Annotated in this window: 23 protein-coding genes and 1 pseudogene; 6 read left to right on the top strand and 18 right to left on the bottom strand. The window is 74.4% G+C overall.

Features of this window, described 5'->3' with window-relative positions:
- Nucleotide 1: 1 nt before the first annotated feature.
- From BLU82_RS11550 to BLU82_RS11535, 4 genes are all read right to left on the bottom strand, one after another.
- Nucleotides 2-1351 carry an RsmB/NOP family class I SAM-dependent RNA methyltransferase gene (locus tag BLU82_RS11550; RefSeq protein WP_231947767.1) on the bottom strand — a complete coding sequence of 450 codons (1350 nt, stop codon included), beginning with the start codon at nucleotides 1349-1351 and terminating at the stop codon, nucleotides 2-4.
- Nucleotides 1348-2277, bottom strand: coding sequence for a methionyl-tRNA formyltransferase (gene fmt / locus BLU82_RS11545; protein ID WP_092619955.1), 930 nt, complete (start codon nucleotides 2275-2277; stop codon nucleotides 1348-1350). The genes BLU82_RS11550 and fmt overlap by 4 nt, the downstream gene beginning before the upstream one ends.
- A 184-nt stretch (nucleotides 2278-2461) precedes the next feature.
- A complete protein-coding gene (locus BLU82_RS11540; RefSeq protein ID WP_092619952.1) occupies nucleotides 2462-3568 on the bottom strand; it encodes a ring-opening amidohydrolase in 1107 nt (368 codons plus the stop codon).
- Nucleotides 3561-4526, bottom strand: a complete 966-nt coding sequence (locus tag BLU82_RS11535; protein ID WP_092625717.1) for a carbamate kinase — start codon at nucleotides 4524-4526, stop codon at nucleotides 3561-3563. Before BLU82_RS11535 ends, BLU82_RS11540 begins: the two co-directional genes overlap by 8 nt.
- A 112-nt stretch (nucleotides 4527-4638) precedes the next feature.
- Here BLU82_RS11535 and BLU82_RS11530 point away from each other — a divergent pair, with 112 nt between their 5' ends.
- Together BLU82_RS11530 and BLU82_RS11525 are read left to right on the top strand one after the other, a co-directional pair.
- The gene (locus BLU82_RS11530; protein ID WP_172885583.1) at nucleotides 4639-5727 is read left to right on the top strand and encodes a M48 family metalloprotease; all 1089 of its coding nucleotides are present in this window, start codon (nucleotides 4639-4641) and stop codon (nucleotides 5725-5727) included.
- Nucleotides 5724-6194 (top strand): NUDIX hydrolase, encoded by a 471-nt coding sequence (locus BLU82_RS11525; RefSeq protein WP_092619946.1) that lies wholly within the window; start codon nucleotides 5724-5726, stop codon nucleotides 6192-6194. The genes BLU82_RS11530 and BLU82_RS11525 overlap by 4 nt, the downstream gene beginning before the upstream one ends.
- Before the next feature lie 14 nt (nucleotides 6195-6208).
- Here BLU82_RS11525 and BLU82_RS11520 read toward each other — a convergent pair whose 3' ends face one another.
- On the bottom strand, nucleotides 6209-7384 hold the full coding sequence (locus BLU82_RS11520) for a CaiB/BaiF CoA-transferase family protein (RefSeq protein WP_092619943.1): 1176 nt from the start codon (nucleotides 7382-7384) through the stop codon (nucleotides 6209-6211).
- A 24-nt stretch (nucleotides 7385-7408) separates the two neighbouring features.
- On the opposite strand from BLU82_RS11520, the gene BLU82_RS11515 reads away from it, so the two are divergent.
- Entirely contained in the window at nucleotides 7409-8143 is a 735-nt protein-coding gene (locus BLU82_RS11515; protein ID WP_197682884.1) for a carbonic anhydrase, read from the top strand.
- Here BLU82_RS11515 and BLU82_RS11510 read toward each other — a convergent pair.
- The 5 genes and pseudogenes from BLU82_RS11510 to BLU82_RS11495 all read right to left on the bottom strand — a co-directional run bounded on the left by BLU82_RS11510 (nucleotide 8107) and on the right by BLU82_RS11495 (nucleotide 14313).
- The gene (locus BLU82_RS11510; RefSeq protein ID WP_172885582.1) at nucleotides 8107-8988 is read right to left on the bottom strand and encodes an MHYT domain-containing protein; all 882 of its coding nucleotides are present in this window, start codon (nucleotides 8986-8988) and stop codon (nucleotides 8107-8109) included. The genes BLU82_RS11515 and BLU82_RS11510 overlap by 37 nt on opposite strands.
- Before the next feature lie 188 nt (nucleotides 8989-9176).
- Nucleotides 9177-11017 (bottom strand): annotated as a pseudogene (locus BLU82_RS11505) (hydantoinase B/oxoprolinase family protein).
- Nucleotides 11014-13074, bottom strand: coding sequence for a hydantoinase/oxoprolinase family protein (locus BLU82_RS11500; protein WP_092619937.1), 2061 nt, complete (start codon nucleotides 13072-13074; stop codon nucleotides 11014-11016). Before BLU82_RS11500 ends, BLU82_RS11505 begins: the two are co-directional and overlap by 4 nt.
- 56 nt (nucleotides 13075-13130) lie before the next feature.
- On the bottom strand, nucleotides 13131-13316 hold the full coding sequence (locus tag BLU82_RS34105; RefSeq protein ID WP_157740827.1) for a hypothetical protein: 186 nt from the start codon (nucleotides 13314-13316) through the stop codon (nucleotides 13131-13133).
- On the bottom strand, nucleotides 13282-14313 hold the full coding sequence (locus BLU82_RS11495; protein ID WP_172885581.1) for a DUF5937 family protein: 1032 nt from the start codon (nucleotides 14311-14313) through the stop codon (nucleotides 13282-13284). Before BLU82_RS11495 ends, BLU82_RS34105 begins: the two co-directional genes overlap by 35 nt.
- Nucleotides 14314-14380: 67 nt before the next feature.
- Between BLU82_RS11495 and BLU82_RS11490 the strand changes: the two genes are divergently transcribed.
- Nucleotides 14381-15568, top strand: coding sequence for an MFS transporter (locus BLU82_RS11490; protein WP_172885580.1), 1188 nt, complete (start codon nucleotides 14381-14383; stop codon nucleotides 15566-15568).
- Here BLU82_RS11490 and BLU82_RS11485 read toward each other — a convergent pair.
- Nucleotides 15565-15903, bottom strand: coding sequence for a helix-turn-helix domain-containing protein (locus BLU82_RS11485; protein ID WP_092619931.1), 339 nt, complete (start codon nucleotides 15901-15903; stop codon nucleotides 15565-15567). The two genes, BLU82_RS11490 and BLU82_RS11485, sit on opposite strands and share 4 nt — an antisense overlap.
- Nucleotides 15904-15990: 87 nt before the next feature.
- Here BLU82_RS11485 and BLU82_RS11480 point away from each other — a divergent pair, with 87 nt between their 5' ends.
- Both BLU82_RS11480 and BLU82_RS11475 read left to right on the top strand, forming a co-directional pair.
- Nucleotides 15991-16869, top strand: coding sequence for an LLM class flavin-dependent oxidoreductase (locus BLU82_RS11480; protein ID WP_092619928.1), 879 nt, complete (start codon nucleotides 15991-15993; stop codon nucleotides 16867-16869).
- Nucleotides 16870-16928: 59 nt separating this feature from the next.
- Nucleotides 16929-17738 (top strand): MerR family transcriptional regulator, encoded by an 810-nt coding sequence (locus tag BLU82_RS11475; RefSeq protein ID WP_092619925.1) that lies wholly within the window; start codon nucleotides 16929-16931, stop codon nucleotides 17736-17738.
- On the opposite strand, the gene BLU82_RS11470 is transcribed toward BLU82_RS11475, so the two are convergent.
- The 7 genes from BLU82_RS11470 to BLU82_RS11445 form a co-directional block, all read right to left on the bottom strand.
- Nucleotides 17725-18624 (bottom strand): carbon-nitrogen hydrolase family protein, encoded by a 900-nt coding sequence (locus BLU82_RS11470; RefSeq protein WP_092619922.1) that lies wholly within the window; start codon nucleotides 18622-18624, stop codon nucleotides 17725-17727. The genes BLU82_RS11475 and BLU82_RS11470 overlap by 14 nt on opposite strands.
- A gap of 13 nt (nucleotides 18625-18637) precedes the next feature.
- Nucleotides 18638-18796 carry a hypothetical protein gene (locus BLU82_RS34100; RefSeq protein WP_157740825.1) on the bottom strand — a complete coding sequence of 53 codons (159 nt, stop codon included), beginning with the start codon at nucleotides 18794-18796 and terminating at the stop codon, nucleotides 18638-18640.
- A gap of 86 nt (nucleotides 18797-18882) precedes the next feature.
- Nucleotides 18883-19509 carry a carbon monoxide dehydrogenase subunit G gene (locus tag BLU82_RS11465; protein WP_092619919.1) on the bottom strand — a complete coding sequence of 209 codons (627 nt, stop codon included), beginning with the start codon at nucleotides 19507-19509 and terminating at the stop codon, nucleotides 18883-18885.
- Nucleotides 19506-21896: an aerobic carbon-monoxide dehydrogenase large subunit gene (gene cutA / locus BLU82_RS11460; RefSeq protein WP_092619916.1), complete on the bottom strand. Its 2391-nt coding sequence runs from the start codon at nucleotides 21894-21896 to the stop codon at nucleotides 19506-19508. Before cutA ends, BLU82_RS11465 begins: the two co-directional genes overlap by 4 nt.
- A complete protein-coding gene (locus BLU82_RS11455) occupies nucleotides 21893-22387 on the bottom strand; it encodes a (2Fe-2S)-binding protein (RefSeq protein WP_092619913.1) in 495 nt (164 codons plus the stop codon). Before BLU82_RS11455 ends, cutA begins: the two co-directional genes overlap by 4 nt.
- Nucleotides 22384-23259, bottom strand: coding sequence for a xanthine dehydrogenase family protein subunit M (locus tag BLU82_RS11450; RefSeq protein ID WP_092619910.1), 876 nt, complete (start codon nucleotides 23257-23259; stop codon nucleotides 22384-22386). The genes BLU82_RS11455 and BLU82_RS11450 overlap by 4 nt, the downstream gene beginning before the upstream one ends.
- A 4-nt stretch (nucleotides 23260-23263) precedes the next feature.
- Nucleotides 23264-24712: a uracil-xanthine permease family protein gene (locus tag BLU82_RS11445; RefSeq protein WP_092619907.1), complete on the bottom strand. Its 1449-nt coding sequence runs from the start codon at nucleotides 24710-24712 to the stop codon at nucleotides 23264-23266.
- Between the last annotated feature and the right edge of the window lie 140 nt (nucleotides 24713-24852).

Raw genomic sequence — 24852 nt, 5'->3', positions numbered from 1 at the left:
GTCACTCCGTCCGGCGCAGCAGCGCCAGGTACATCGCGTCGGTGCCGTGCCGGTGCGGCCACAGCTGGACATCGGGGCCGTCGCCGAGATCGGGGACGCCGGGGAGGTAGGGCCGCGCGTCGACCCGCTCGACGTCGGACCGGCCGGCCACGACGTCGTCGACCACCGTGACCGTCTCGGCCAGGTGCGGCGAGCAGGTGACGTACGCGACCAGCCCGCCGGGGCGCACCGACCACAGCGCCGATCGCAGCAGGGCCGCCTGCAGCCGGCGCAGCCCGGCGACGTCGGCGGGACGGCGCCGCCAGCGCGCCTCGGGCCGGCGCCGCAGCGCGCCCAGCCCGGTGCACGGCGCGTCGAGCAGGACGCGGTCGAAGTCGGCCTCGGGCCAGTTCGGCTGGGTGGCGTCGGCGACCAGCACCTCGTGCTCGCCGAGGTCGCCGGCCAGCGCCTGCGCGACCAGCCGGGCGCGGTGCTCGTGCTGCTCGACGGCGAGCAGCCGGCCACCGGTCCGCGTCAGCAGCCCGGCCAGCAGGGCGGCCTTCCCGCCGGGCCCCGCGCACAGGTCCAGCCAGCGCTCGTCCGGCGGCTCGACGGGCGCGGCGGCCAGCGCGAGCGCGACCAGCTGGCTGCCCTCGTCCTGCACACCGGCGCGGCCCTCGCGGACGGCGGCCAGCCGGGCCGGCGACCCGGACTCGACGACGGCGCCGTAGGGCGACCAGCGGGTGGGCCGCGCGCCGGCCTCGACCAGTTCCTCGACGGTGCCGCGCCCGGGCCGCGCCGCCAGCGTCACGCCGGCCGGCTCGTTGTCGGCCCGCAGCGCCGCCTCCAGCTCCGCGTCGTCGCCGCCCAGGGCGTCGTGCAGGGCCCGGACGATCCACACCGGGTGGGCGTGCCGGAAGGCCAGGTAGCCGGTGAGGTCGGCGTCGCGCGCCGGGGCCAGCTCGGCCGCCCAGCCGTCGAGGTCGCGCTCGCCGATGCGCCGCAGCACCGCGTTGGCCAGGCGCGCCGCGCCCTCGTTGACGTGCCGCCGGACCAGGTTCACCGTGGTCGACACCGCCGCGTGCGGCGGGACCCGGGTGGCCAGCAGCTGGTGGGCGCCGAGCCGCAGCGCGTCGAGCAGCGGCGGGTCGAGGTCCTCGATCGGCCGCGTCACGCAGGCCGCGATGACGGCGTCGTAGCTGCCCCGGCCGCGCAGCGCGCCGTATCCCAGCTCCGTCGCCAGCGCGGCGTCGCGGCCGCGCAGCTCGTGCCGGCGCAGCGCCGCGGGCATGGCGAGGTTCGCGTAGGCGTCGTCGGCGGCGACGGCGCGCAGGACCTCGAACGCGGCCTCGCGGGGAGAGTCGCCCTTCACGCGCCGAGCCGCTCCCCCGGCTCAGGGCGGACGCCGCGGGCCCAGTCGGCCGCCGGCATCGCCTTCTTGCCCTGCGGCTGCACCTCACCCAGCACCACGGCGTGGCTGCCGGTGCCGACGCGCACGCCGGACTTCTCGACCACGACCTCGCCTGGCGCCAGGCCGTCGCGGCCGCGCTCGAGCTGGACGGGGCGCAGCTTCAGCCGCTCGCCCCGGAACGTCGTCCACGCGCCGGGCGCCGGGGTGCAGCCGCGCACCACGCGGTCGACCCGCAGGGCCGGTGTCGTCCAGTCGACCCGCGCGTCGTCGACGGTGAGCTTCGGCGCCAGCGACACCCCGTCGGACGGCTGCGGCTGCGGGCGCAGCGAGCCGTCCTCGATGCCGTCGAGCGTGCGCGCCAGCAGGTCGGCGCCGGACAACGAGAGCCGGTGCAGCAGGTCGCCGCTGGTGTCCGTCGGCCGGATCTCCTCGGTGACCAGCCCATACACCGGGCCGGTGTCGAGGCCCTCCTCGAGCTGGAACGTGCACGCGCCGGTGATGTCGTCGCCGGCCAGCACCGCGTGCTGCACCGGCGCCGCGCCCCGCCACGCCGGCAGCAGCGAGAAGTGCAGGTTCACCCAGCCGTGCTTGGGCACCTCCAGCGCCGCGGGCGGGATGAGCCCGCCGTACGCGACGATCGGCGCGCAGTCGGGCGCCAGCTCGCCCAGCCGGTCGAGGAACTCGGGGTCGCGCGGCCTCACCGGCTTCAGCACCTCGACGCCGGCCTCCGCGGCCACCTCCGCCACCGGCGACGGCGTCAGCCGCCGACCCCGCCCCGCCGGCGCGTCGGGCCGGGTCAGCACGGCCACGACCTCGTGCCGCGACCCCAGCACCGCCCGCAGCGACGGGACGGCGACCTCGGGGGTTCCGGCGAACAGCACACGCATGGTCGCCGAGCCTACCGGCAGGGTGTGGCTCCCGGGTCTCGGCCGTAGCGAGCGGCGTCCAGGTGGATGCCTCGCAAGGCCGAGGAAGGAGTCATAGCGGGGTTCTATGACGACTGACGAGAACGCAGCGAGGCGCCGCCTGGGCGTCGCGCAGTAGGCCACGGACCCGGGAGCCACACCCTGGCTACCCGAGGTCGACGATCGCGGCGACCGGGCCGCCGCCGTCCGGGCCCTGGTGGGCGGCGGAGACCGAGACGAACGCGGCGGGGTCGCCCGTCACCGACGCCGTGACACCGCCGACGGCGGCCTTGATCTGGCGGTGCCAGTGCACGTCGGAGTCGTCCAGCATGGCGTTGCGGCGCCCGCGCACCACGCCGTCCTGGCTGACCTCGCACTTGAGGAACACGTTGACCAGCCGGCTGTCGAGGTCGTCGGGGTGCGGGCGGTCCGGCAGCTTCAGCCCGGCGTCGCGGACGGCGTCCCAGATGCCGTCGGCGTCGATGGCGTCGCGCATGACGGAGTGCCCGATGCGGTACCGCCCGCCCACCCCGCGCACGTTGCCCACCACGACGACCTGCGCCTGGTCCAGCTCGACGCCGGAGGAGCAGGACGCGACGGACGAGTACAGCGAGCGGTCGTGCAGGACGGCGTCGTCGCCGGGCATGGCGATCTCGCCGAGCGCGACCGCCACACCGAGGCCGGTGCAGCCGTTGGAGAGGTCCATCGACTCGTGCGTGTTCTCCGTCCACACGTCCTTGCCGCGGGCCTTCGCGTCGCGGATGGTGTGGATGGTCAGCAGCGGCGTCTTCGTCTGCACGTAGTGGACGTCGGCGGGGTCGGTGATGCCGGCCCGCTGCATGCCGACGCGGACGGCGGCGGCGACCTTCTCGATCATGCCGCGGCGGCCGATCTCCTCGGGCAGGATCGGCTCGCTCATCGCGAACCCCACGCTCAGCCGCGGCTCGTCCGTCGCCGGCGCGGAATCCGCCGGCAGCGTCGCGAACACCGTCGCGTGCGGGCTGAGCACGCCGTCGGTGCCGCCGGACCACACGATCGGGACCTGCTTGACCTCCTCCGGCGTGCGGGTGCCGCGGCCGACCAGCACCTCGCGGAAGGCGCGGTCGGCGATGATCCGCGTGTAGTCGTTGACCCCGCCGTTGCCCTCGGTCTTCCCGACGACGGCGATGACGCGGTCGGCCTCCATGACCCCGGCGTCGATCAGCTCGGCGAGCCCGGAAGCGTCGCTGACGTGCGTGATCGGCACTTTGCGGACCTCGATCGGCTCAGGCATGCCCGGCCACCTCTCGTGTGATGTCTGCTGGCAGTACGGTCGTTCCGGCGTGGTCGCGGACGGCGTCGGCGATGCGGCCCAGCGAGGTGATGACGGCGCGCTTGCCGCCGCGCTCGACGAATCGGCAGGCCGCCTCGACCTTCGGCCCCATGCTCCCGGACGCGAAGTGCCCCTTTGCGGCGTAGCCGCGCAGCGTGGCGACGTCGACGGTGCCGACCGGGCGCTGGTCAGGGGTGCCGAAGCCGAGCACGGCGCCGTCGACGTCGGTGGCGATGACCAGCGCCTCCGCGCCGAGCGCCCGGCCGAGCAGCGCGGCGCCCAGGTCCTTGTCGATGACCGCCTCGACGCCGCACACCGCGCCGTCCGGCTCGCGGACGACGGGGATGCCGCCGCCCCCGTTGGCCACGACGACGAACCCCGCGGCCAGCAGCGCGGCCGCGGCCGGCGCGTCCAGCACCTCCAGCGGCTCCGGGCTGGCGACGACCCGCCGCCAGCCGCGCTCGCCGCGATCCTCCCAGGTCTCGCCGTGGTCGATCAGCACCGCCGCCTCGTGGCGCGGCAGGTACCGGCCGATCGGCTTGGTCGGCCGCGCGAACCCGGGGTCGGTGGCGTCGACCAGCGTCCGCGTGACGACGGCCGCCACCCGGCGGCGCACGCCGCGCGCGGCCAGCGCCCGCTCCAACGCGTCGATGACGATGAACCCGATGGTCCCCTGGGTCTGCGCGCCGCACCAGTCCAGCGGCACCGGCGGCACGACGCTCGCCGCCAGCTCGTTCTTGACCAGCAGGTTGCCCACCTGCGGCCCGTTGCCGTGGGTCAGCACGACGTCGTAGCCGGCGGCGACGAGGTCGGCGACCGGCTCCATGGCGACGGTGACCGCGGCGATCTGGTCGCCCGGCCGCGCCCTCCCGTCCGCCGCCGTCATGGCGTTGCCGCCCAGCGCGATCAGCACCCGCACGCGCCGAGCCTACGGACCCGCCCGCCCCGCCTCGACGGTGACGTTCGCCCAATCGCCCCGGAGGGTTCGGCATGATGTGCCGTCACGGCCCCGATCGACCCCGGAGGTTCCCATGACCGGCACCGGCTTCCCGCCGGACACCAGGCTGACGGTCCGCATCGCCGAGACCTGGCTGCTGGTCCTGCTGCTCGCGTTCGGGTACGCGACGCTGCTCGGGCTGCTGGTCCAGTGGCTGGCCGGCTGGCCGTGGTGGCTCGCGCTGTTCGCCCCGCCGGCCGGCGGCGCCCTCGTCTACGCCATCGAGGGAGGGACGGTGCTGCCGCGCCGGCTACCCGTCGCCGACCCCGACCCCGCCGCCGACCACCGCCTCCTCGCCGCCGTCGACCGGCTGTGCGCGCTGGCGGCGATGGACCGGCCGAAGCTCAAGGTCATCGACGTGGCCTGGCCGAACGCGATCGCGCTGCGGCTGCCCGGCCGCAAGCCGACCGTCGCCGTCACCCGCGGGCTGCTGGACCGCTCCGACGACGAGCGGCTGGACGCGGTGCTGGCGCACGAGCTGGCCCACATCGCCCACCGCGACGCCGCCGCCATGACCGTCGCGCTCGCGCTCTCGACGTCGCTGGCGCTGGCCCCGATGGCGGTCCTGGCGCCGATCATGGCGCTGGAGGTCCCGCTCTGCCGGGCGGCGCGCTGGTGCGGGCGGGCGTGGAAGCCGGCCACCGAGGACGACGACTTCCCGATGCCGCCGCCCCGCCCGGACGTGCCGCTCCTGCTGGCGGCGGCCGTCCTGCCGCTGCTGGTGCTGGCGCGGACGGCCGCCTTCCTGCTGCTCCTCGGCCTCGGGCTGGTGCTGCTGCCGCCGATGCTGATCCTGGCGCTGCCTGCGGCGGGGATCATCGCCCGGCTGGGCCGCTACCGCGAACTGGCCGCCGACCGTGGCGCGGCCGAGCTCACCGGCCAGCCGGCCGCCCTGGCCGCCGCCCTCACCGCCCTGGAGGCCGACGGCCCGGCCATCCCGACGAAGGACCTGCGCGAGCTGCGGACGATGGCCTCGATGACGATCGTCGCGCTGCCGAAGGACACCAAGGACACCGGCACCGACGCGTTCTCCCGGCTACTCGACCGCATGATGGCCAGCCACCCGCCGCTGGCCGACCGCCTCGACCGCCTCGCCGCCCTCTCCCGCGACCTCGGCCGGTGAGCCGCCGACTGGCCGCCTACGCGGTGTGCCTCGAGAACGGGCGTGTGCTGCTCGCCCGCCACGCGCCGTCGTCGGCCACCACGCCGCACTGGACGCTCCCGGGCGGCGGCGTCGAGCCGGGTGAGGACCCGTTCGACGCCGTGATCCGCGAGGTCGCCGAGGAGACCGGCTACGACGCCGTGGTCGAGCGGCTGCTCGGCGTGGACTCGCGGGTCACCCCCGCCGCCGAGGCCTGCGGCGGCATCGAGCACCAGAACGTCGGCGTCTTCTACCGGGTGCGCATCACCGGCGGCGAGCCGCGGCCCGAGCCGAACGGTGACGTCCCCGAGTCGGTGTGGACGCCGATCCCCGAGGTCGCGACCCGGCGTCGATCGTCGCTGGTCGACGTCGGGCTGGCGCTGGCCCGGACCGTCCCACCCACCGGCCACGTCGATCCCGTACCGGTCGGCGGCCTCATTCAGCACTGACGCCGGCGGCGCTCCTACTCCTCGTCCAGCCACGCGCGGACGGATTCGTCGTGCTGGCCGAGCAGCGGCGGGGCGGTGTGGCGCTTCGGGGGCGCGTCGTCGAAGCGGAGGGCGGGGCCGGGGAGCTGGACGGTGCCCAGCAGCGGGTGCTCGACGTCGATGAGCAGGCCCTGCGAGCGGATCTGCTCCCAGTCGTACACCTCGTCGATGGTGCGGACCTTGCCGCTGGCGATGCCCGCGTCGGCCAGCCGGGCCAGCCAGTGGTCGCGGGGGTGGGCGGCGAACGCCTTCTCGATCTCGGCGACCAGTTCGTCGCGGTGCGCCACCCGCAACGGATTGGTGGCGAAGCGCGGCTCGGCCGGGTCGAGGCCGACGACGGCGGCGAAGGCGCGCCACGACGCATCGTTGCCGACTGCGACCTGCAGCGCGCCGTCGGAGGCGTTGAACAGCCCGTACGGCGCGATGGACGGGTGGTGGTTGCCGATGGCCTGCGGCACCTCGCCGGCCACCGTCCACCGGGTGCCCTGGAACGCGTGCACGCCGACGAGCGCCGACAGCAGCGACGTGCGCACGACCCGGCCCCGGCCGGTCCGCTCGCGCTCGAGCAGCGCCGCGAGCAGGCCGGACACGCCGTACATGCCGGCCAGGAGGTCACCGATCGGCACGCCGACCTTGGTGGGCTGGCCGGGCTCACCGGTGATGCTCATGATGCCGGCCTCGCCCTGCGCGATCTGGTCGTAGCCGGCCCGGCCCGCCTCGGGACCGTCGGGCCCGAACCCCGAGATCGACAGCACGACGAGACGCGGGTTGAGCTCGTGCAGCCGCTCGACGGAGAAGCCGAGGCGGTCGAGGACGCCGGTGCGGAAGTTCTCGAGGAGGACGTCGGCCCGCTCGACCAGCCGGGCGAGGAGGTCCTTGCCCTCCGGCGACTTGAGGTCGGCGGTGACGGACTCCTTGTTGCGGTTGGCCGACAGGAAGTACGACGACACCGGCTGGTCGTCGGGGCCGAGGAACGGCGGGCCCCAGGTGCGCGACTCGTCGCCGTGGCCGGGCGCCTCGACCTTGATGACGCGCGCCCCGAGGTCGCCGAGCATCATGCCGGCGTGCGGCCCGGCCAGCGCCCGGGTGAGGTCGACGACGACATAGCCGGTCAGCGGTCCGGCATCGGCGAACTCCTGCGTGTCGGACATCGTCACAGACTACGCTGAGCGACCGTGCTCGACGACGGCCGGCTGACCCGGCGCGGTGCCCTCGCCCTGTTCGGTCTCGCCGGTCTGACGCTCACGGGCCTGGCCGGCTGCGGGTCCGGGCGCGACGCACCAGCCGCCGCGCCGTCACCCGTCCCGGAACCGGCACCCACCAGCGCGGACGCGGCCTGGGCGGCGCTCGCGGCGGGCAACGAGCGGTTCGCGACGGGCGCGCCGCGGCACCCGCACGAGGACGAGCCGTACCGCGAGTCGCTGGTCGACGGGCAGCACCCGATCGCCTGCGTGCTCAGCTGCGCCGACTCGCGGGTCGCGCCGGAGCTGGTGTTCGATCAGGGCCTGGGCGACCTGTTCACCGTCCGCTCGGCCGGCGAGGTCCTCGACGACGCCGTCGTCGGCAGCGTCGAGTACGCCGTCGAGCACGTCGCCGTGCCGCTGGTCGTGGTGCTCGGGCACGCCGGGTGCGGCGCCGTGCAGGCCACCGTCGACGTCGTGCGCGGCGGCCCGGCGCCCGACGGCTCGATCGCGGCGCTGGTGCGGGCGATCGAGCCGGTCGTCCGCGGCGTCGCCACCTCCGCCGACGACGCCGCCTACCTCGCCGACTGCGTCGAGGCGCAGGCCCGCAGCGCGGCGGCGGCCCTGTCGGACGCGTCGCCGATCGTGCGCGCGGCGGTCGCGGCCGGCCGCACCACCGTCGTCGCCGGCGTCTACGACCTCGAGTCCGGCCGGGTCAGCCAGCTCTGAACGACCGGCGGGTCGTCGCCGGACGCCGGCCGCTGCGGCCGCTGCGGCAGCGGCCGCGGATGCTCCGCCCGCCGCACCGGTGCCGGCGGCACCGCGGCCGGCCGCTGTTCCGGCGCCGCCGGACGGCGGGGCGGCGCGAACAGGTTCTCCTCGGCCGGCGGCTCGTCGTCATCGTCGTCGTCGGGCTCCCCCAGCTCGACGGGCGACACCGCGATCACCGTGAACCCGGCCAGCAGCAGCGCGCCCAGGCCGATCGTCAGCGGCACCACGAACTCCCCCGCCGTCGCACCGGCGACCGCGCCCGGGTCGGCGGCCAGCTTGGCGGACACCGAGGCCATGCCCGTGTAGTGCATGCTGCTCACCGCGATGCCCATGACCAGCGCGGCGGCCAGGGCGCCCCAGAGCGAGCGGACGGTGAACGCCAGCCACAACGCGGCGGTCGCGGCAGCGACGGCGATCGCCAGCGACGCCACCACCAGCTCGGCCCGGTACGCGAGGGCTCCGTCGATGCGCACCGACGCCATTCCGGTGTAATGCATCGCCGCGACGCCGATTCCGGTGCCCAGTCCGCCGAAGATCAGAGCGCGATTTCGATCTTTCCCGTAACCCACCATCAGCACGCCCCCGCCGACGACGAGGAACGCGACGATCAAACTGATCAAGGTGAGCGATACGTTGTAGCGGATCGGACTGCCGGAAACGCGGAATCCCAGCATTGCGATGAAGTGCAGCGTCCAGATCCCGGCGGCCAGCGATCCAGCCCCGGTGATCAGCCAGTTCCTCTTCGCGTGCCCGGTCGCGTCGCGGGCGCGGACGGTGCACATCAGCCCGATCACGGCCGCCATCACCATGACGGCGTAACCGATCGCGGGCGTGGTCAGACCATGCGTGAAATGATCGACGTGGCTCGTCGACGACAAGATTCAGCCCCCCGGATGAATACCCATGTCGTAGCGTCTCGCGGACACCACAAAAGGGAGCATGTGCGATCGACGGCACTGTCGTCAATACCGGATTTGTCCGGATTGACCGATCAGAGGTGATCGACGTCCGCGGACGTGGCCCCGCCGGCCAGCCGGGCGTAGCCCGGACCGCGGTCGAAGAACGGCTCGTCGCCGGTCCGCGCCGCCCGCAGCGACGCCCGCAACGACGACGTCGCCGCCTCGTCGGCCACCGGGTCGTCCGCGGATCCGGGCAGCAGGACGACCCCGTAGTCGGCCCGCGCGCCCTCGGCCGACACCTTCCGCCAGCGCACGTCGCGCAGCACCTCGTCGACCGGACGCTCCAGAGGGTCACCCCAGCCACCGCCGCCGGTCGTGCGGATGCGGATCACCTCGCCGGCCCGCACCGGCTCGGCGTCGGCCAGCGCGTCCACCTCGCGCTCCGCCGGCCCGCCCGGGTCGATCGTCACCGAGAACGGACGCCCGGCCCGCCCACCCGCAACCCCCAGCAGGACAGGATGGACCGGTCCGCGATGGACATGAAGTGCGCGTCGCGCAGCATCCGCAGCCGCTTCTCGTAGCCCAGTCCGCCGCGGTACCGGCCCGGCCCGCCGGAGTCCAACGCCAGTCCCAGCGACTCGACGACGAACGGGAACCGCGACTCGCTGAACTCGGTCGGCAGGTTCCGCGAGTCGGGCACGACGTGGATGGTGTCCTCGCCGTCGGCGTAGTGGCGCCCACCCGACCCGCCGCCCAGTACCTCGCGCATGAGGTACGGCCGCCCGTCCAGGTCGTCGCCGTAGACGCCGGTGTACCGGATGGTCTCCTGGTCGGCCGGCATCCGCCCGTCCACCGCCTTCGCCAGCACGCCGGCCAGCACGCCGAGCAGCCGCAGGATGACGAACGTCCGCGCGTTCGTCGGCGCCGGGAAGACCGGCGTGAGCAGCGTGCCGGGCGGCGGGAAGCGCAGCTCGATCAGCGGGACGACGCCCTCGTTGACCTCCAGTTCGGCCATCCGCTCCGGCGAGTCGGCGAGGTTGCGCAGGATCGGCGCCAGCCACTTCTTCAGGAACGCGCCGTCGGCGTAGTCGGCCGCGTGGTTGATCGGGCCCTTCGCCTGCGGCCCGGTGCCGGTGAAGTCGATGACCAGCCGGTCGTGCAGCTTCGTCAGCGTGATGCGCTGGGCGTGCAGGCGGGGCGCGTCGACGCCGTCGTGCTCGGCGTAGTCCTCCCAGACGTACGTGCCGGCCGGGATCTTGGCCAGGATCTCGCGGCGGAACGTCTCGGTCGTCTTGTCCAGGATCGCGTCGAAGCACGCCTCGACGTCGGCCCGGCCGTAGCGCTGGAACAGCTCGGCCAGCCGCCGCGCGCCCATGAGGCAGGCGGCGCACTCGGCGTCGAGGTCGGCGGCCAGCGACTCGGGCATCCGCGAGTTGCGGGTCATGATCTTCAGCGCCGCCTCGTTCGGCACGCCCTGGTCCCACAGCCTGATCGGCGGGACCATGAGGCCCTCCTCGAACACGCTCGTGGCGTGCGACGGCATCGAGCCCGGGACGGTGCCGCCGATGTCGTCGTGGTGGCCGAACGCCTGCACGAACGCGACCACGTCGCCGTCATGGAAGACCGGGGCCGTGACGCAGAGGTCCGGCAGGTGTCCGATGCCGCCCTCGGAGAGGTACACGTCGTTGTGGAAGAACACGTCGCCCGGCCGCATGGTCTCGATCGGGTAGTCGCGGACCACCGGGTGCACCAGCGCCGAGTACGAGCGGCCGGTCAGCTTGCGCAGCCGCCGGTCGTGGATGCCGGCGCGGTAGTCGTGCGCGTCGCGGATCATCGGCGAGCGCGAGGTGCGCCCGATGGCGGTTTCGACCTCCTTCTCGACCGACGTCAGGTAGCCCTCGACGATCTCGACCAGGATCGGGTCGGCGCTCACGGGACGTACTCCCGGGTGATCAGCAGGTTCGCGTGCGCGTCGACGACGGCGCGGAACCCGGGGTGGACCGGGACGGTGGAGCCGAACTCCTCGACGACGGCCGGCCCGGTGACGGTGTCGCCGGCGCCCAGCGCCGCGCGGTCGTGGATCGGGGCGTCGACCCAGCCGGCGCCGAAGTCGACGCGGCGCGTGGTGCGCGGCGCCGCGCCCCGGCCGGGCCCGGCGGAGCGCAGTGCCGGCCGCGCGATCGGCCCCACCCCCGTCACCCGCAGGTTCACCCACTCGACCTCCTGGCGGGCGTCGCCGGCGAAGTCGTAGCCGTAGAGCCGCCGGTGGGCGGCGTGGAAGGCGGCGGCGACGGTGTCCGCGAGCGCCGGCGTCACCGGCCCGTCCGGCACGTCGACCCGCACCTCGTAGGCCTGGCCGAAGTAGCGCAGGTCGGCCGTGCGCAGGAACCGCCGCTCCCCCGCGGCGAAGCCCTCGCGCTTCAAGGCGGCGTCCGCCTCCGCGGCGAGCTCGGCGAAGGTCGCGCCGACGGCGTCCGGGTCGAGCACGGCGTGCCGGGCGACCGCCGTGCGCACGTAGTCGTTGCGCACGTCGACGGTGAGCAGCCCGTACGCGGACAGGTTGCCGGGGTCGGGCGGCACCAGCACGCCGGCCAGCCCCAGCACGTCCACCAGCCGGCAGGCCAGCAGCGAACCGGAGCCGCCGAAGCTGACCAGGTGGAAGTCGCGGACGTCCAGCCCGCGGGTGACGGTGACCTGGCGCAGCGCGTTGGCCTGGTTCCACGCGGAGATCTCCAGGATCCCCTCGGCGCAGCGTTCGGGGCTCAGCCCGAGCGGCGCGGCCAGCGCCGCGATGCCGTCCCTGGCGGCCGCGACGTCCAGCGGGATCTCGCCGCCGAGCAGGTGCGGCGGGATGCGGCCGAGCAGCAGGTGCGCGTCGGTGACCGTCGGCTCGGTGCCTCCCGCCCCGTAGCAGAGCGGGCCGGGGTCGGCGCCCGCCGAGCGCGGCCCGACCTTGAGCGTCCCCTCGGGGCTGAGCCAGGCGACCGACCCGCCGCCGGCGCCGACGGTGACGACGTCGATCATCGGGATCTTGCTCGGGTAGGCGCCGACGCTGCCCTCCGTCGTCAGCGCCGGGTGCCCGTCGACGACGACCGCGACGTCGGTGGAGGTGCCGCCCCCGTCGAGGGTGAGGACGCTGCCGAAGCCGGCCGCACCGGCGACCACCGCGGCGCCCAGCGCGCCGGCCGCCGGTCCGGACAGCACCGTCGAGATCGGCTGCCGGGCCACCTCGTCGGCCGACAGCACGCCGCCGTTGGACTTCATGACGTAGAACGGGACGTCCGCGGCGACCTCGGCGAGGCGGTCCGCGATGGTGCCGACGTAGCGGGCGATGCTCGGCTTCACCGCGGCGTCGACCAGCGTCGTCACGCTGCGCTCGTACTCGCGGTACTCCCGCAGCACCTCCGCCGAGATGGACACGACGGCGTCCGGGTGCTCCCGCGCGAGCACGTCGCGCATGCGCAGCTCGTGCTCCGGGTTGGCGTAGGAGTGCAGGAAGCAGACGCCGATGGTGGTGATGCCGCGGTCGCGGAAGAACCGGGCGGCCGCGACGGCGTCGTCGGCGTCGAACGGGCGCAGCTCGCTGCCGTCGAAGGCCAGCCGCCCGCCGACGGTGCGGACGAGGTCGGCCGGGACGATGCGCGGCGGCTTCACCCAGAAGTAGCTGTTGCCGTAGCCGTCCGGCACCGACTGCCGGGCGATCTCCAGCACGTGCGCGTACCCCTCGGTCGTGACGAAGCCGAGGTCGCCGACCTTCCCCTCCAGCAGCCGGTTCGTCGCGACCGTGGTGCCGTGCACGACGGCGGCGACGTCCTCGCCGCGGGCGTCGAGCAGGCCGAGGATCTTGCGCACGCCCGCCATGAACCCCTCGGCGGGGTCGGCCGGCGTCGACGGCGTCTTCGTGCTCGCCTGCCGGCCGGTCTCCTCGTCGACGGCGACGACGTCGGTGAACGTGCCGCCGGTGTCGATGCCGATGCGGATCAGGGGCATGCGCTCGATTCAACCGGCGTCTCGCCGGGCCCGGCGTCGGCAACTGATGCCAAGCGTCAGCTCTCGAGTGTGGTGAGCGTCGTCACGCGGGTCTCGACGTACGTCGCCGGGCCGTCGGCCAGCCGGGCCAGGCGGTACTGGTAGACGACCGCCTCGCCGTCGGAGACCACCTCGACCAGCAGGGCGAAGTCGGCGGCGGGAGCGTCTTCATGAGCGCACCTCCTCAGCGACCGTCTCCCCATCGGCATACGGCGAGCCCGCCAGCGCCGCGCCGAGCGCCGTCGTGCGGTAGAGGACGGACCGGCCGTGCCGCTCGCCCGCGACCAGCCCGTTCTCGCGCAGCACCCGCAGGTGCTGGCCGACGGCGCTGGGGGTGACGCCGAGGCCGCGGGCGAGGTCGGTGGTCGACGCGGGCGAGCGCAGCGCGTCGAGGAGGTCGGCGCGGGCCCGGCCGAGCAGCCGGACGGTGGCGCCGGACGGCCTCGCGCCGAGCCGCACGCTCCACAGCGCGCCGACGCCGCGGGCCGGGTAGCGCACCGTCGTCTGGGTCGACGTGCGCCGCTTGATCAGCACGTACGCCGACCCCAGCGCCACCGGCATGAGCACCAGCCCGCCCGGCCCGCGGTCGACGGCGGAGTCCTCGCGCCACCGGTCGCCGCCGAGGCGCAGCCGGCCGTCGCGCCAGCTCAGGTCCGGGTGCAGGCCGGCGAAGAGCGCGGCCGCTCCCCCGCGGGCCAGCCGCCGGGCCCGGTACGCGACGTCGGCCTCGAGGACGGCGTGGATGCGCGGCCAGTGCGGCGCGATCAGGCGGTCGTGGGCGGAGCGCAGCTCGGCGGCCAGCTCGGCCAGCCCCTGCTCCGGCCGGGCGGCGAGGTCGGCGACGGCCGGCGACTCCGGTGCGTCGCCGAACCGGCGGCGCAGGTTCGCCCGCACGCTCTCCGGCGGCGTGCGGCACAGCGTCGCGAGGTCGTCGTCGATGCCGCCGCCCGGCCCGGCCGGCGCCGGGACCAGGAACTCCGGCCAGCCGGGTGTGTCGTTGAACAGCAGTGGCCAGGTCAGCGGCAGCGCCAGCGGCGCGTCCGCGAGCTCGGCGCGGGCCCAGCGCAGCCAGCGCTCGTGTACGGCCTGGCGGTCGTGCCCGGCCAGCTGCTGCAGCGCGGCCACCGTCTCGGACAGCGCCGACACCGCGAACCGGGTGTCGGCGAGCTCGTCGACACCCAGCTCGACGGTCAGCGCCATGCTCCCAGTATGTAGCTGAGCGCTACAGGGTGCGCGGCCGCGACCGGCCGTCGCGACGATCGCCGTCGTGTCCCGCTACCGCCGCTTCGCCGCCGCCACCAGCCTCACCACCGCAGGCGACGGCGTGTTCGCCGCCGCCGTGCCGCTGCTGGCGGCGACGCTGACCCGCGACCCGCGGCTGGTCTCCGTCGTCGCCGCGGCCACCTACCTGCCGTGGCTGCTGTTCTCGCTGCCCGCCGGCGCGCTGGTCGACCGGCACGACAGGGCCGCGCTGCTGTCGCGCGGGGTCGCGGCGCAGGCGGCGCTCGCGGCGGCGGCCTGCGTGCTGGTGGCGTCCGGCCGGCTGGGCGTGGCCGGGCTGGCGGCGCTGGCGTTCGGGCTGGGCGCCTGCCAGGTGGTGACGGGGACGGCGGCGCAGGCGCTGCTGCCGTCGCTGGTTCCGCCGGACCGGCTGCCGTCGGCCAACGGCTACCAGCAGACCATCGCCGTCGTCGGGCAGCAGTTCGCCGGTCCGCCGCTGGGCAGCCTGCTGTTCGCCGTCGCCGCCGGGCTCCCGTTCGGCGCCGACGCGGTGCTGCTGACGGTGGCGGCGGCGTTGCTGGCGACCCTGCGGGCGCCACGGGACGCGGCCGCGCCGCACGCTCCGTCATCGCTGCGGGCCGAGATCGCGGCCGGGCTGCGCTGGCTGGCGGCGCACCGGCTGCTGCGGACGCTGACCCTGCTGGCCGCCGTCAACACGTTCTGCTTCCAGCTCGGCAACGCCACGCTGGTGCTGCTGGCGACGTCGGAGCTGGGGGTGTCGGCGCGCGGGTTCGGCCTGCTGCTGGCGACGGCGGCGGCCGGCTCGCTGGCCGGCGGGGTGGCCGGGCCGTGGCTGCTGCGCCGGCTCGGCGACCGGACCGTCCTGCTCGCCGCCCTCGCCGTCAACGCCGTCGCCGTGGCCGCCATCGGGCTCGCACCGGGCGCCGTCGTGCTCGGGTCGCTGCTGGCGGCCACCGGCCTGGGCGTCACGCTCTGGAACCTGGTCAGCATCGGGCTGCGGCAGCGGTTGGCGCCGCCGGACCTGCTCGGCCGCGTCATGGGCGTCCACCGTCTCGTCGGCTGGGGCCTGATCCCCGCCGGCGCCCTGCTCAGCGGCGTCGTCGCGCATGCGTTCGGGTTGCGGGCGCCGTACCCGCTGGCCGGCGCGATCCGCCTGGTCGCGCTGCTGGTCGCGCTGCCCGTCCTGGTCAGCGCGTTCCGCGAGCGCGACTAGGGGTGGGTCGCCTCGATGCGAGCCATGTTCTGGTGCCCCCACTCCCCCAGCGGCCGCAGCGCCAGCTCGAGGGTGCGGCCGTAGTCGGTCAGCGAGTACTCCACCTTCGGCGGCACCTGGTGGTAGGCCTCGCGGTGCACCAGGCCGTCGGCCTCGAGCTCGCGCAGCTGCTGGATGAGCATCTTCTCGGTGACCGCCGGGACGCGGCGGCGCAGCTCGCCGAAGCGCAGCGGCCCCTGGTCCTCCAGCATCCAGAGCACGGTCGCCTTCCACTTGCCGCCGACGACGTCGATGGCGGCGTCGAGACCGCAGGTGTAGGGCCGGTTGCGGGCCACGGCTGACCTCCTGACTGACCTTTTGGTGGGTACCTGACAATATAGTCAGTACTTGATCATCGGCCAGTACGGCCCGACGATCGAGGCATGACGACGCACCCTCGCCGCTTCGGCGTCCTGGTCCTTCCCGACGCCGAAGCGCCCACGCTGCTCGACCGGTTCCGCCGGGTCGAGCAGCTCGGCTTCGACCAGCTGTTCCTGCCCGACCACATCGGCAACGTCTTCGCCACCGAGCCGCCCTGGCTGGACGGCTGGACCATGACCACCGCCGCTGCCCTGACGACGTCCACGGTGCGGGTGGGGACGCTGGTCGGCAACCCGATACTGCGGGCGCCCGCCGTGCTGGCGAAGGAGGCGCTCACCGTCGACCAGCTCTCCGGCGGGCGGCTGGAGCTGGGCATCGGCGCCGGCATCATGGAGGTCGACCACCACGCCACCGGCACGACGCCGTGGACGGTGAAGGAGCGGGTGGCGCGCTACCCCGAGTACGTCCGCGTCCTCGACGAGGTGCTGCGCGCCGGCGGCGGCCCGTACACGTTCGAGGGCGACTGGTACGCCGTCCGCGACCTCCCGACCGGCCCGCCCGCGGCGCAGCGGCCGCGCCCGCCGCTGATCGTCGGCGGACAGGCGCCCACCGTGTTGCGGGTGGCGGCCGAGCGGGCCGACGTCTGGAACACCAACGGCCGCCCCGACGCGAGCCTCGACGAGAACGTCGCCCTGGCCGCCGGCTGGAGCCGCCGGGTCGACGAGTTCGCCGTGGCGGCCGGCCGCGACCCGTCCGCCATCCGCCGGTCGGTGCTGCTCTGGGCCGGCACCGACGCGCTGTCCGGCCCGGCCGAGCTCGAGGAGCTGGTCGACCGGTACGCGCCGGCCGGCTTCACCGAGTTCGTGCTCGGCTGGCCGCTGCCCGGCGACGTGGACCGGTTCGAGCGGCTCGCGCTGGAGGTCGTGCCCAAGCTGCGCTGAGGTGCTTGACTCGTCCCCGGGGGAAGACTCCAGGCTCCGTTCCGTGAGAGGAGGTGGCGATGGACGAGCTGCTGCCGATCGGCCGGTTCTCCCGGCTGACGTGGCTGAGCATCAAGGCGCTGCGGGTGTACGACGACACCGGCCTGCTGCGCCCCGCGTACGTCGACCCTGACACCGGCTACCGGTACTACGCGCCGGAGCAGGCGACGACGGCTCGGGTCATCGCCACCCTGCGCTCGCTCGACATGCCGCTGGCGAAGATCCGGGAGGTGCTGGCCGAGTCCGACCCGGACCGCGTCCGCGACCTCCTCGACGACTACCGGCGGGTGCTCGAGCAGCGCATCGACCGTCATCGGCACATGCTCGACCGTGTCGAGACCTTCATCCGGAAGGGAGCCGTCATGGCTTACCAGATCAGCACCCGCGACACCGCGCCCGCCGAGGTCCTCGGCACCACGTACCCGGCGACGCTCGACACCCTGTCCGAGACCACCTCCGTCGCCTACCACCGGCTGTACGCCGCCATCCAGGCGGCGGGCGGACGGCCCGACGGCCCGCCGCGGCTGGTGTACCTCGAACTGGCCGACGACACGTGGACGATCGAGGCGTGCGTGCCGGTGGCCGGGCTGACCGCGGCGCCCGACGGGTTCAGCCTGCACCGCGCGCCCGGCGGCCTCGCCGCCATCACCCGGCACACCGGACCGTACGAGGAGCTGGGCCTGGCCTACCGCGAGGTCGAGGCGTGGATCGGCGCGCAGGGGCTGGGCTTCAACGGCGCGCCGTACGACGTGTACCTCAACGACCCGTCGCAGGTCAGCGACCCGTCGAAGCTCGAGACCGAAATCGTCTGGCCGGTCAGCCGCGGCTGAACGGGCTGGCCGCCGGGCGGGTCAGCTCGTCGGTGTGCCGCCTGATCAGCTCGAGGTTGCGGTCGGCCAGGTGGTCGAAGCCCTGCCCGACGCTGGACCCCGGCGTGAGCGATCGCAACGCCGCGTCGGGGTCCAGCCGGGCCGACACCCAGCACTCGTGGCTGGCGGCCCGCGCGACCACCTCGGCGATGGGGGTGACGATCATCGAGTTGCCGAAGTAGAGCACGCCGGCGGGGTCGGTCCCCGTCGCGTTGGCGCCGACCACGTACACGTGGTTGTCGTAGGCGCGGGCCCGGTTGGTCAGCTCCCACAGGTCGGCCGAGCGCAGCAGCGCCGACGGGCGCAGGATGACCTCGGCGCCCCGGACGGCGGTGATGCGCGACAACTCCGGATAGTCGCCGTCGAAGCAGATGATCATGCCGATCGTCCCGAGCGGCGTCTCGACCACGCACACGTCGTCGCCCGGCGTCACCCAGCCGCCGCGCGACGCCAGCTCGGTGCAGAACGGGTGCGTCTTGCGGTACACCCCCGCGATCTCGCCGTCCGGTCCCGCCAGCACCGCCGAGTTGTGGACGACGCCCCGCTCGGCGCCGCGCTCGTACGTCCCCCACGCCAGGTGCACGCCGAGCCGCCGGGCCGCCTCCTGGAACGGCTCGGCCAGCGCCCCCGGCACCTCCGTGACGAGGTCCCACAGCTCTTCGGCCGGCATCGCCGGGGTGAACCCGGTGGTCACCGACTCGGGCAGCACGATCAGCTCCGCGCCGGTGTCGCCGGCACAGCGCTCCACGTAGTCGAGCGCGTGCTCGACGTTCGCCTTGACGCTCTGCGCGGTCAGCGGCTCGGCCAGCGGCCGCACCTGGACCGCGGCGGCGGTGAACGCCCTCATGCTCCTCGCCTCCTCAGCGCTCGAACTCGCCGGCGATGTCGGCGTTGGTCTCGGTGGAGTCCCAATCCTCGGCGCACTCCACCACCCCGGCCAGCGACCCGCGTCCGCGACGGTTGCCGACGACCTCTGAGGTCTGCCGCACCGGCTCCTCGCCGGCGGTCGTACACGCCATGCCATCACCTCGGGAGCCGATACACCGTTCTCGGCTCAGCGTATCGCTGAGCTGAGGTCCGCCGTCGTGGCCGGGGTTCGGCCGGATCAGCTGTGGCGGGAGCGACCGGACAGCCAGCCGCCGAGGGCGACGCCGGCGAGGGCGACCGCGGCGCCGACCAGGATGCCGCGGGTGAAGTCGGCCGGGGCGGCGCTCGGGCGCGCCGTCGACGGCGGCGCCGTGTACACACCGGCGGCGGCCGGCGGCTCCGCGGCGGCCCCGGCCGCCGGCGCTCCCCCCATCAGCACGTCGTCGACGGCGGCGAAGAACTCGCCGGCCGTCTTCTTCGCGACCCCGGCCAGCATGCGCTGGCCGACCCCGCCGATCATGCCGCCGACGATGGCGTCGGCGTCGTAGTCCAACCGCGTCGAGCCGTCGCCGGAGTCGGCGAGCGTGACGTGGACGTCGGCGCTCACCGTCCCCGGCGCGCCCGCACCTGACGCCGTCATGACGAACGAGGCCGGCTCCTGCTGCGAGTGCAGCCGCACGTCGCCGGCGTAGCTGCCCTTGATCGTCCCGACGCCGGCCGACACCGTCATGCGGTACTGGTCGGGCCCGGCCGGCTCCAGCCGCTGGCAGCCGGGGATGGTCCGCACCAGGACGGCCGGGTCGTTGAGCGCCTTCCACACGTCGGCCCGCGGGGCGTGCAGGACGGCGGTTCCGGTCACCTTCATCGAGACTCCCGAGCGAGACGGAGTGAGAACAGGTCGGACGGCGAGATCGGCATCCGCGTGATCGCGAACCCCTCGGCGTCGGAGATCGCCGACGCGAGGACGGCGGAGCCGGGGATCACGCCGGCCTCGCCCGCGCCCTTGATGCCCAGCGGGTTCAGCGGCGACGGCGTCTCCAGGTGGTCGGTCTCGACGACCGGGACCTCGGTGGAGTACGGCATCAGGAAGTCCATGAACGACGCGTTCAGCAGCTGGCCGGCGTCGTCGTAGACCATCCGCTCGTACAGCGCTCCCCCGACGCCCTGGGCGACGCCGCCGTGGATCTGGCCCTCGACGATGCGCGGGTTGATCAGCGTGCCGCAGTCGTGGACGACGCAATAGCGCAGGATGGTGATCTCGGCGGTGTCGGGGTCGGTCTCGACGATCGCCGCGTGCATGCCGTTGGCGAACGTCGAGCGCGGCGGCGAGTAGAACCCGGTGTCCTCGAGGCCGGGCGACTCGCCCTCGGCGACCGGCGGCTTGGAGTAGTCGACGGGGCCGCCGAACTGGGTGGCCCGCTCGGCCTCGCGGTCGAACGCGTAGCGCAGCGGGTTGGCCAGGACCGCGACGGTCGCGAGCGGGATGGACGCCCCGGGCGCGCCGGACGGCGAGCCGATGACGCGGACGACGCCGTCGACGATCTCGAGGTCGCGTGGATCGGCCTCCAGCGCCTCGCCCGCGATGCGCAGCGCCTTGTCGCGCACCTTCCGCGCCGCCGAGGCCAGCGCGTTGCCGCTCATGACGGCGGCCCGGGAGGCGAACGTGCCGACGGCGTACCCGAACCGCCGGGTGTCACCGGTCGTCACCGCTACGCGGTCGACCGGCACGCCCAGCTCCGACGCCACGACCTGCGCGAACACCGTCCGGTGGCCCTGGCCCTGAGTGGTCAGCCCGGTGGCCGCGACGACCGAGCCGTCGGTCTCGACCTTCACCCAGCCGCCCTCGTACGGCCCGACGCCGGTGCCCTCGACGTAGCAGGCGATGCCGATGCCGACCCGCCGGCCGGCCGCCCGCGCCTCGTCGCGGAACGCCGCGAACTCCTCCCAGCCGACCAGCTTCTTCAGCTTCTCCAGGGTGGCCGGGTAGTCGCCGGAGTCGTAGACCAGCGGCCGGCCGTCCTGGAAGATCAGGCCGTGGTCGTAGGGCATCTCGTCGGGCCGGATGAAGTTGCGCTCGCGCACCACCGTGCGGTCCAGCCCGAGGTGGGCGGCGACGGCGTCCATGGTGCGCTCCATCGCGAAGCAGCCCTGCGGCCGGCCGGCGCCGCGGTACGGCGTCACGGACACGGTGTTGGTGTAGAGGCTGAAGAACTCCGCCCGGTACGCGCCCGGCTTGTACGGCCCGAGCAGCTGCGTCGTCGTGATGATCGGGACGATGATGCCGTACGGCGTGTAGGCGCCGTTGTCGTGCCAGACGGTGACGTCGAGGCCGAGCAGCCGGCCGTCGTCGTCGAAGCCGACCCGGACGTGCTGCAGCTGGCCGCGCTCGTGGGTGGCGCCGACGAAGTGCTCGCGGCGGTCCTCGCTCCACTTGACCTCGCGGCCGAGCCGGATCGCCGCCCACGGCACCAGCACCTCCTCCGGCCACGGGTGCACGATCTTCACGCCGAACCCGCCGCCGACGTCGGGCGCGATGACCTCGACGCGGTCCAGCGGCAGCTCCAGGCGCGCGGCCAGCGCCGCACGCACCGACGTCGACGCCTGGGTGGACGTATAGACGCGCAGGCTGGCGTCGTCGGCGTCCCAGCGCGCGTGCACGCCCTTCCCCTCCAGCGGGGTGGACGCGCTGCGCTCGATGTCGAGGTCCAGCTCCAGCACGTTCGGCGCGGCGGCCAGCGCGGCCTCGACGTCGCCGCGGGACTGCACCATGTGCGCGGAGACGTTGCCGGGGACGTCGTCGTGGACGAGCAGGTCGGCGGCGCGGGCCGCCTCGATGCCGACGACCGGCGGCAGGAAGTCGTACTCGACCCGGATGCGGGCGCAGGCGTCCTCGGCGAGGTACCGGTCGGTGGCGACGACCATGACGATCGGCTCGCCCACGTGGTTGACCTCGTCCTTCGCCAGCGCGAAGCCGGTGCGGCCGTGCGTCAGCGTCTCGTGCGGGATCAGCAGCGGCAGCGGCTCGCCGGCCCGGCCGTCGAGGTCCTCGTGCGTGTAGACGGCGACCAGGCCGTCGACCCCGACCGCGTCGGACACGTCGATGTCGACGATGCGGGCGTGCGCGTGCGGGCTGCGGACGAACGCCGCGGCCAGCGCGCCGTGGCCGATGTCGTCGAGGAACCGGCCCTGCCCGGTGAGCAGCCGCGGGTCCTCGAGCCGGGCGATCGGCTCGCCGAACGACCTCGTCGTCATGGCTCCTCCGCCCGCAGCTCGGCGGCGCGCAGCACCGACGCGACGATGTTCTGGTAGCCGGTGCAGCGGCACAGGTTGCCGGCGATCGCCTCGCGCGCCTCGTCCTGCGTCGGCGCCGGGTTCTCCTCCAGGTAGGCGGTGATCGTGGTGACGAAGCCGGGCGTGCAGAAGCCGCACTGCAGGCCGTGGCAGTCGCGGAACGCCTGCTGGACGGGGCCCAGCTCGCCGTCCGCTCCCCCGCAGCCCTCGACCGTCGTCACCTCGGCGCCGTCGACGGTGACGGCGAACTGCAGGCACGACCGGATCGGCCGGCCGTCGACGAGCACCGTGCAGGCGCCGCAGACGCCGTGCTCGCAGCCGACGTGGGTGCCGGTCAGCTCGAGGTCGTGGCGGAGGAAGTCGGACAGCAGCCGCCGCGCGGGCACCGTCGCCGTCCGCGGCACGCCGTTGACCAGCAGCGTCACCTCGTACAGCTCTTCGGCGGCGCTCATGCGGCCACCCCCGCCGCGCGCCGGGCGGCGTCGCGCAGCGCCCGCGTCGTCAGCACCTCGGCCAGGTGCGTGCGGTAGGCGGCCGTCGCGTGGATGTCGTCGTCGGGCTCCAGCCGTCCGGCGGCCAGGCGCCCGGCCGCCGGCCAGCCGGCGTCGTCGTACATCGAGCCCGCGACGGCGTCGGTGAGGTCGAGCACCACCGGCTCGGGGCCCATCGAGACGTACGCCGCTCTGGCACCGGCGACCCGCAGGTCGTCGTCGAGGCTCACCTCCACCCCCGCGCCGCACACGGCGTAGTCGCCGTGGCGGCGGGCCACCTCCGTCCAGACGGCCCCGGTGCGGCCCTCCGGCACCGGGAACGTGACGGACGTGACCAGCTCGCCGGCGTCGGCGCAGGTCGACATGGGTCCGGTGAAGAAGTCGGCGGCCTCGACGGTGCGCTCGCCGCCCGCGGATCGCAGCGTCACCGTCCCGCCGAGCAGTGCCAGCACCGCCGTCAGCTCGCCGGCCGGGTCGGCGTGCGCGATGCTGCCCACCGTCGTGCCGCGGTTGCGGATGGTCGGGTGCGCGACGTAGCGCAGCGTCTCGCGCAGCAGCGGCAGGACGGCGTGGGCGGCGGTGTCGCGTTCGACGTCGGCGTGGCGGGCCAGCGCGCCGACCGTGACGGCGGCGCCGTCGGCGCGCACGTAGGCCAGCTCGGACAGCCGGTTGATGTCGACGACGTGCTCGGGCGCGGCCAGCCGCATGTTCAGCAGCGGCACCAGGCTCTGGCCGCCGGCCAGCACCTTGCCGGCAGGGCTCACCTCGGCCAGGACCGCGACGGCGTCGTCGACGGTGGCCGGCCGGTGGTAGGTGAACCCCGCTGGCTTCACCGCATCATCCTCTCTCGTCCCGCGGCGTTTCGCTTGGCGGATCGTCGTCGACCTCGTGCACGCCCGGCGGCCCGACGGTGAGGACGGCGCCGCCCTCGCGCAGGTGCGGCGGGGCCACGGCCCTGGCCAGGTGGTACGCGACGATCGTCACGATGGTGCCCAGCGCGATGCCGGACAGCACGAAGTCGTCGGTGATCTCCAGCGACGTGTCGCCGATGGCGATGATGATGCCCGCCGACACCGGCACCAGGTTGACGGGGTTGGCGAAGTCGACCCGGTTCTCGATCCAGATGCGGGCGCCGAGCAGGCCGATCATGCCGTACAGCACGACGGTGATGCCGCCGAGCACTCCGCCCGGGGTCGCCGCGATCAGCGCGCCGAACTTCGGCGAGAACCCGAACAGGATCGCCACCAGCGCCGCCACGTAGTACGCCGCCGTCGAGTACACCCGGGTCGCCGCCATGACGCCGATGTTCTCGGCGTACGTCGTGGTCGGCGAGCCGCCGACGGACGTCGCGATGACCGTGCCGACGCCGTCGGCGGCGATGGCCTTGCCCATGACCGGGTCGAGGTCCTTGTCCGTCATCTCCGCGACCGCCTTGACGTGCCCGGCGTTCTCGGCGATCAGCGCGATGACGGCGGGCAGCACCAGCAGGATGAACGTCACGCTGAAGCTGGGCAGGTGCCAGCCCGCGACCTCGGCGCCCTGCGAGTTGACGAACGTCTCCTTGGGGAAGCCCAGCCAGTCGGCCTCGCGGACGCCGTCGAAGTTCACCCGGTCGCGCGTCACGACCTCGCCGGTGCCGTCGGGCGAGGTGATCTGCCCGAACATCCGGTCGAACAGCCACGACAACGCGTAGCCGAAGACGAGCCCGACGAAGATCGCGATGCGGCCGAGGAACCCGCGCAGCCCGACCGCCATGAGGATCACCGCGGTCATCACGATCAGCGCGATCCACTGGTCCTGCGGCCAGTAGACGTCCGCGACCACCGGCGCCAGGTTGAACCCGATCAGCATGACGACGGCGCCCGTCACCACCGGCGGCAGCACCCGGTAGAGGACGACGGCGCCCAGGTAGTGGATCAGCACGCCGCACAGCGCCAGCACCACGCCGGCCACCAGGATCGCGCCGGTGACGTCCGCGGAGTCGCCGCCCTGCGCGCGGATGGCCACGACGCCGCCGACGAACGAGGCGCTGGTGCCCAGATAGCTCGGCACCGCGCCCTTGACGATGAGCAGGAAACAGATCGTCGCGACGCCGCTCATCATGATGGCCAGCTGCGGGTTCAGGCCCATGATGATCGGGAACACGAACGTCGCACCGAACATCGCGACGACGTGCTGGGCGCCCAGGCCGACCGTGCGGCCCCACGAGAGCCGCTCGTCCGGCCGCACCACCGCCCCCGGTGGCGGCGTCCTGCCGCCGTAGACCACCTTCCAGCTCAATGCCACGGGGCCTCCTCGCACAGGGGCGGGTGACCCAGGTCACCCGTGCGGACACGTTGGAGGCAACTTAGGCAGCCCACGTTTCCGGGGCATGGGCACGAAGTGCCGAGGAGATCACCTGATCATCGGCAACGTCTGACCCCGGC

Source organism: Jiangella sp. DSM 45060 (assembly GCF_900105175.1).
Lineage (GTDB): Bacteria > Actinomycetota > Actinomycetes > Jiangellales > Jiangellaceae > Jiangella.
The sequence above is the reverse complement of the archived record's forward strand: the minus strand, read 5'-3'. Positions and strand labels throughout refer to the sequence as shown.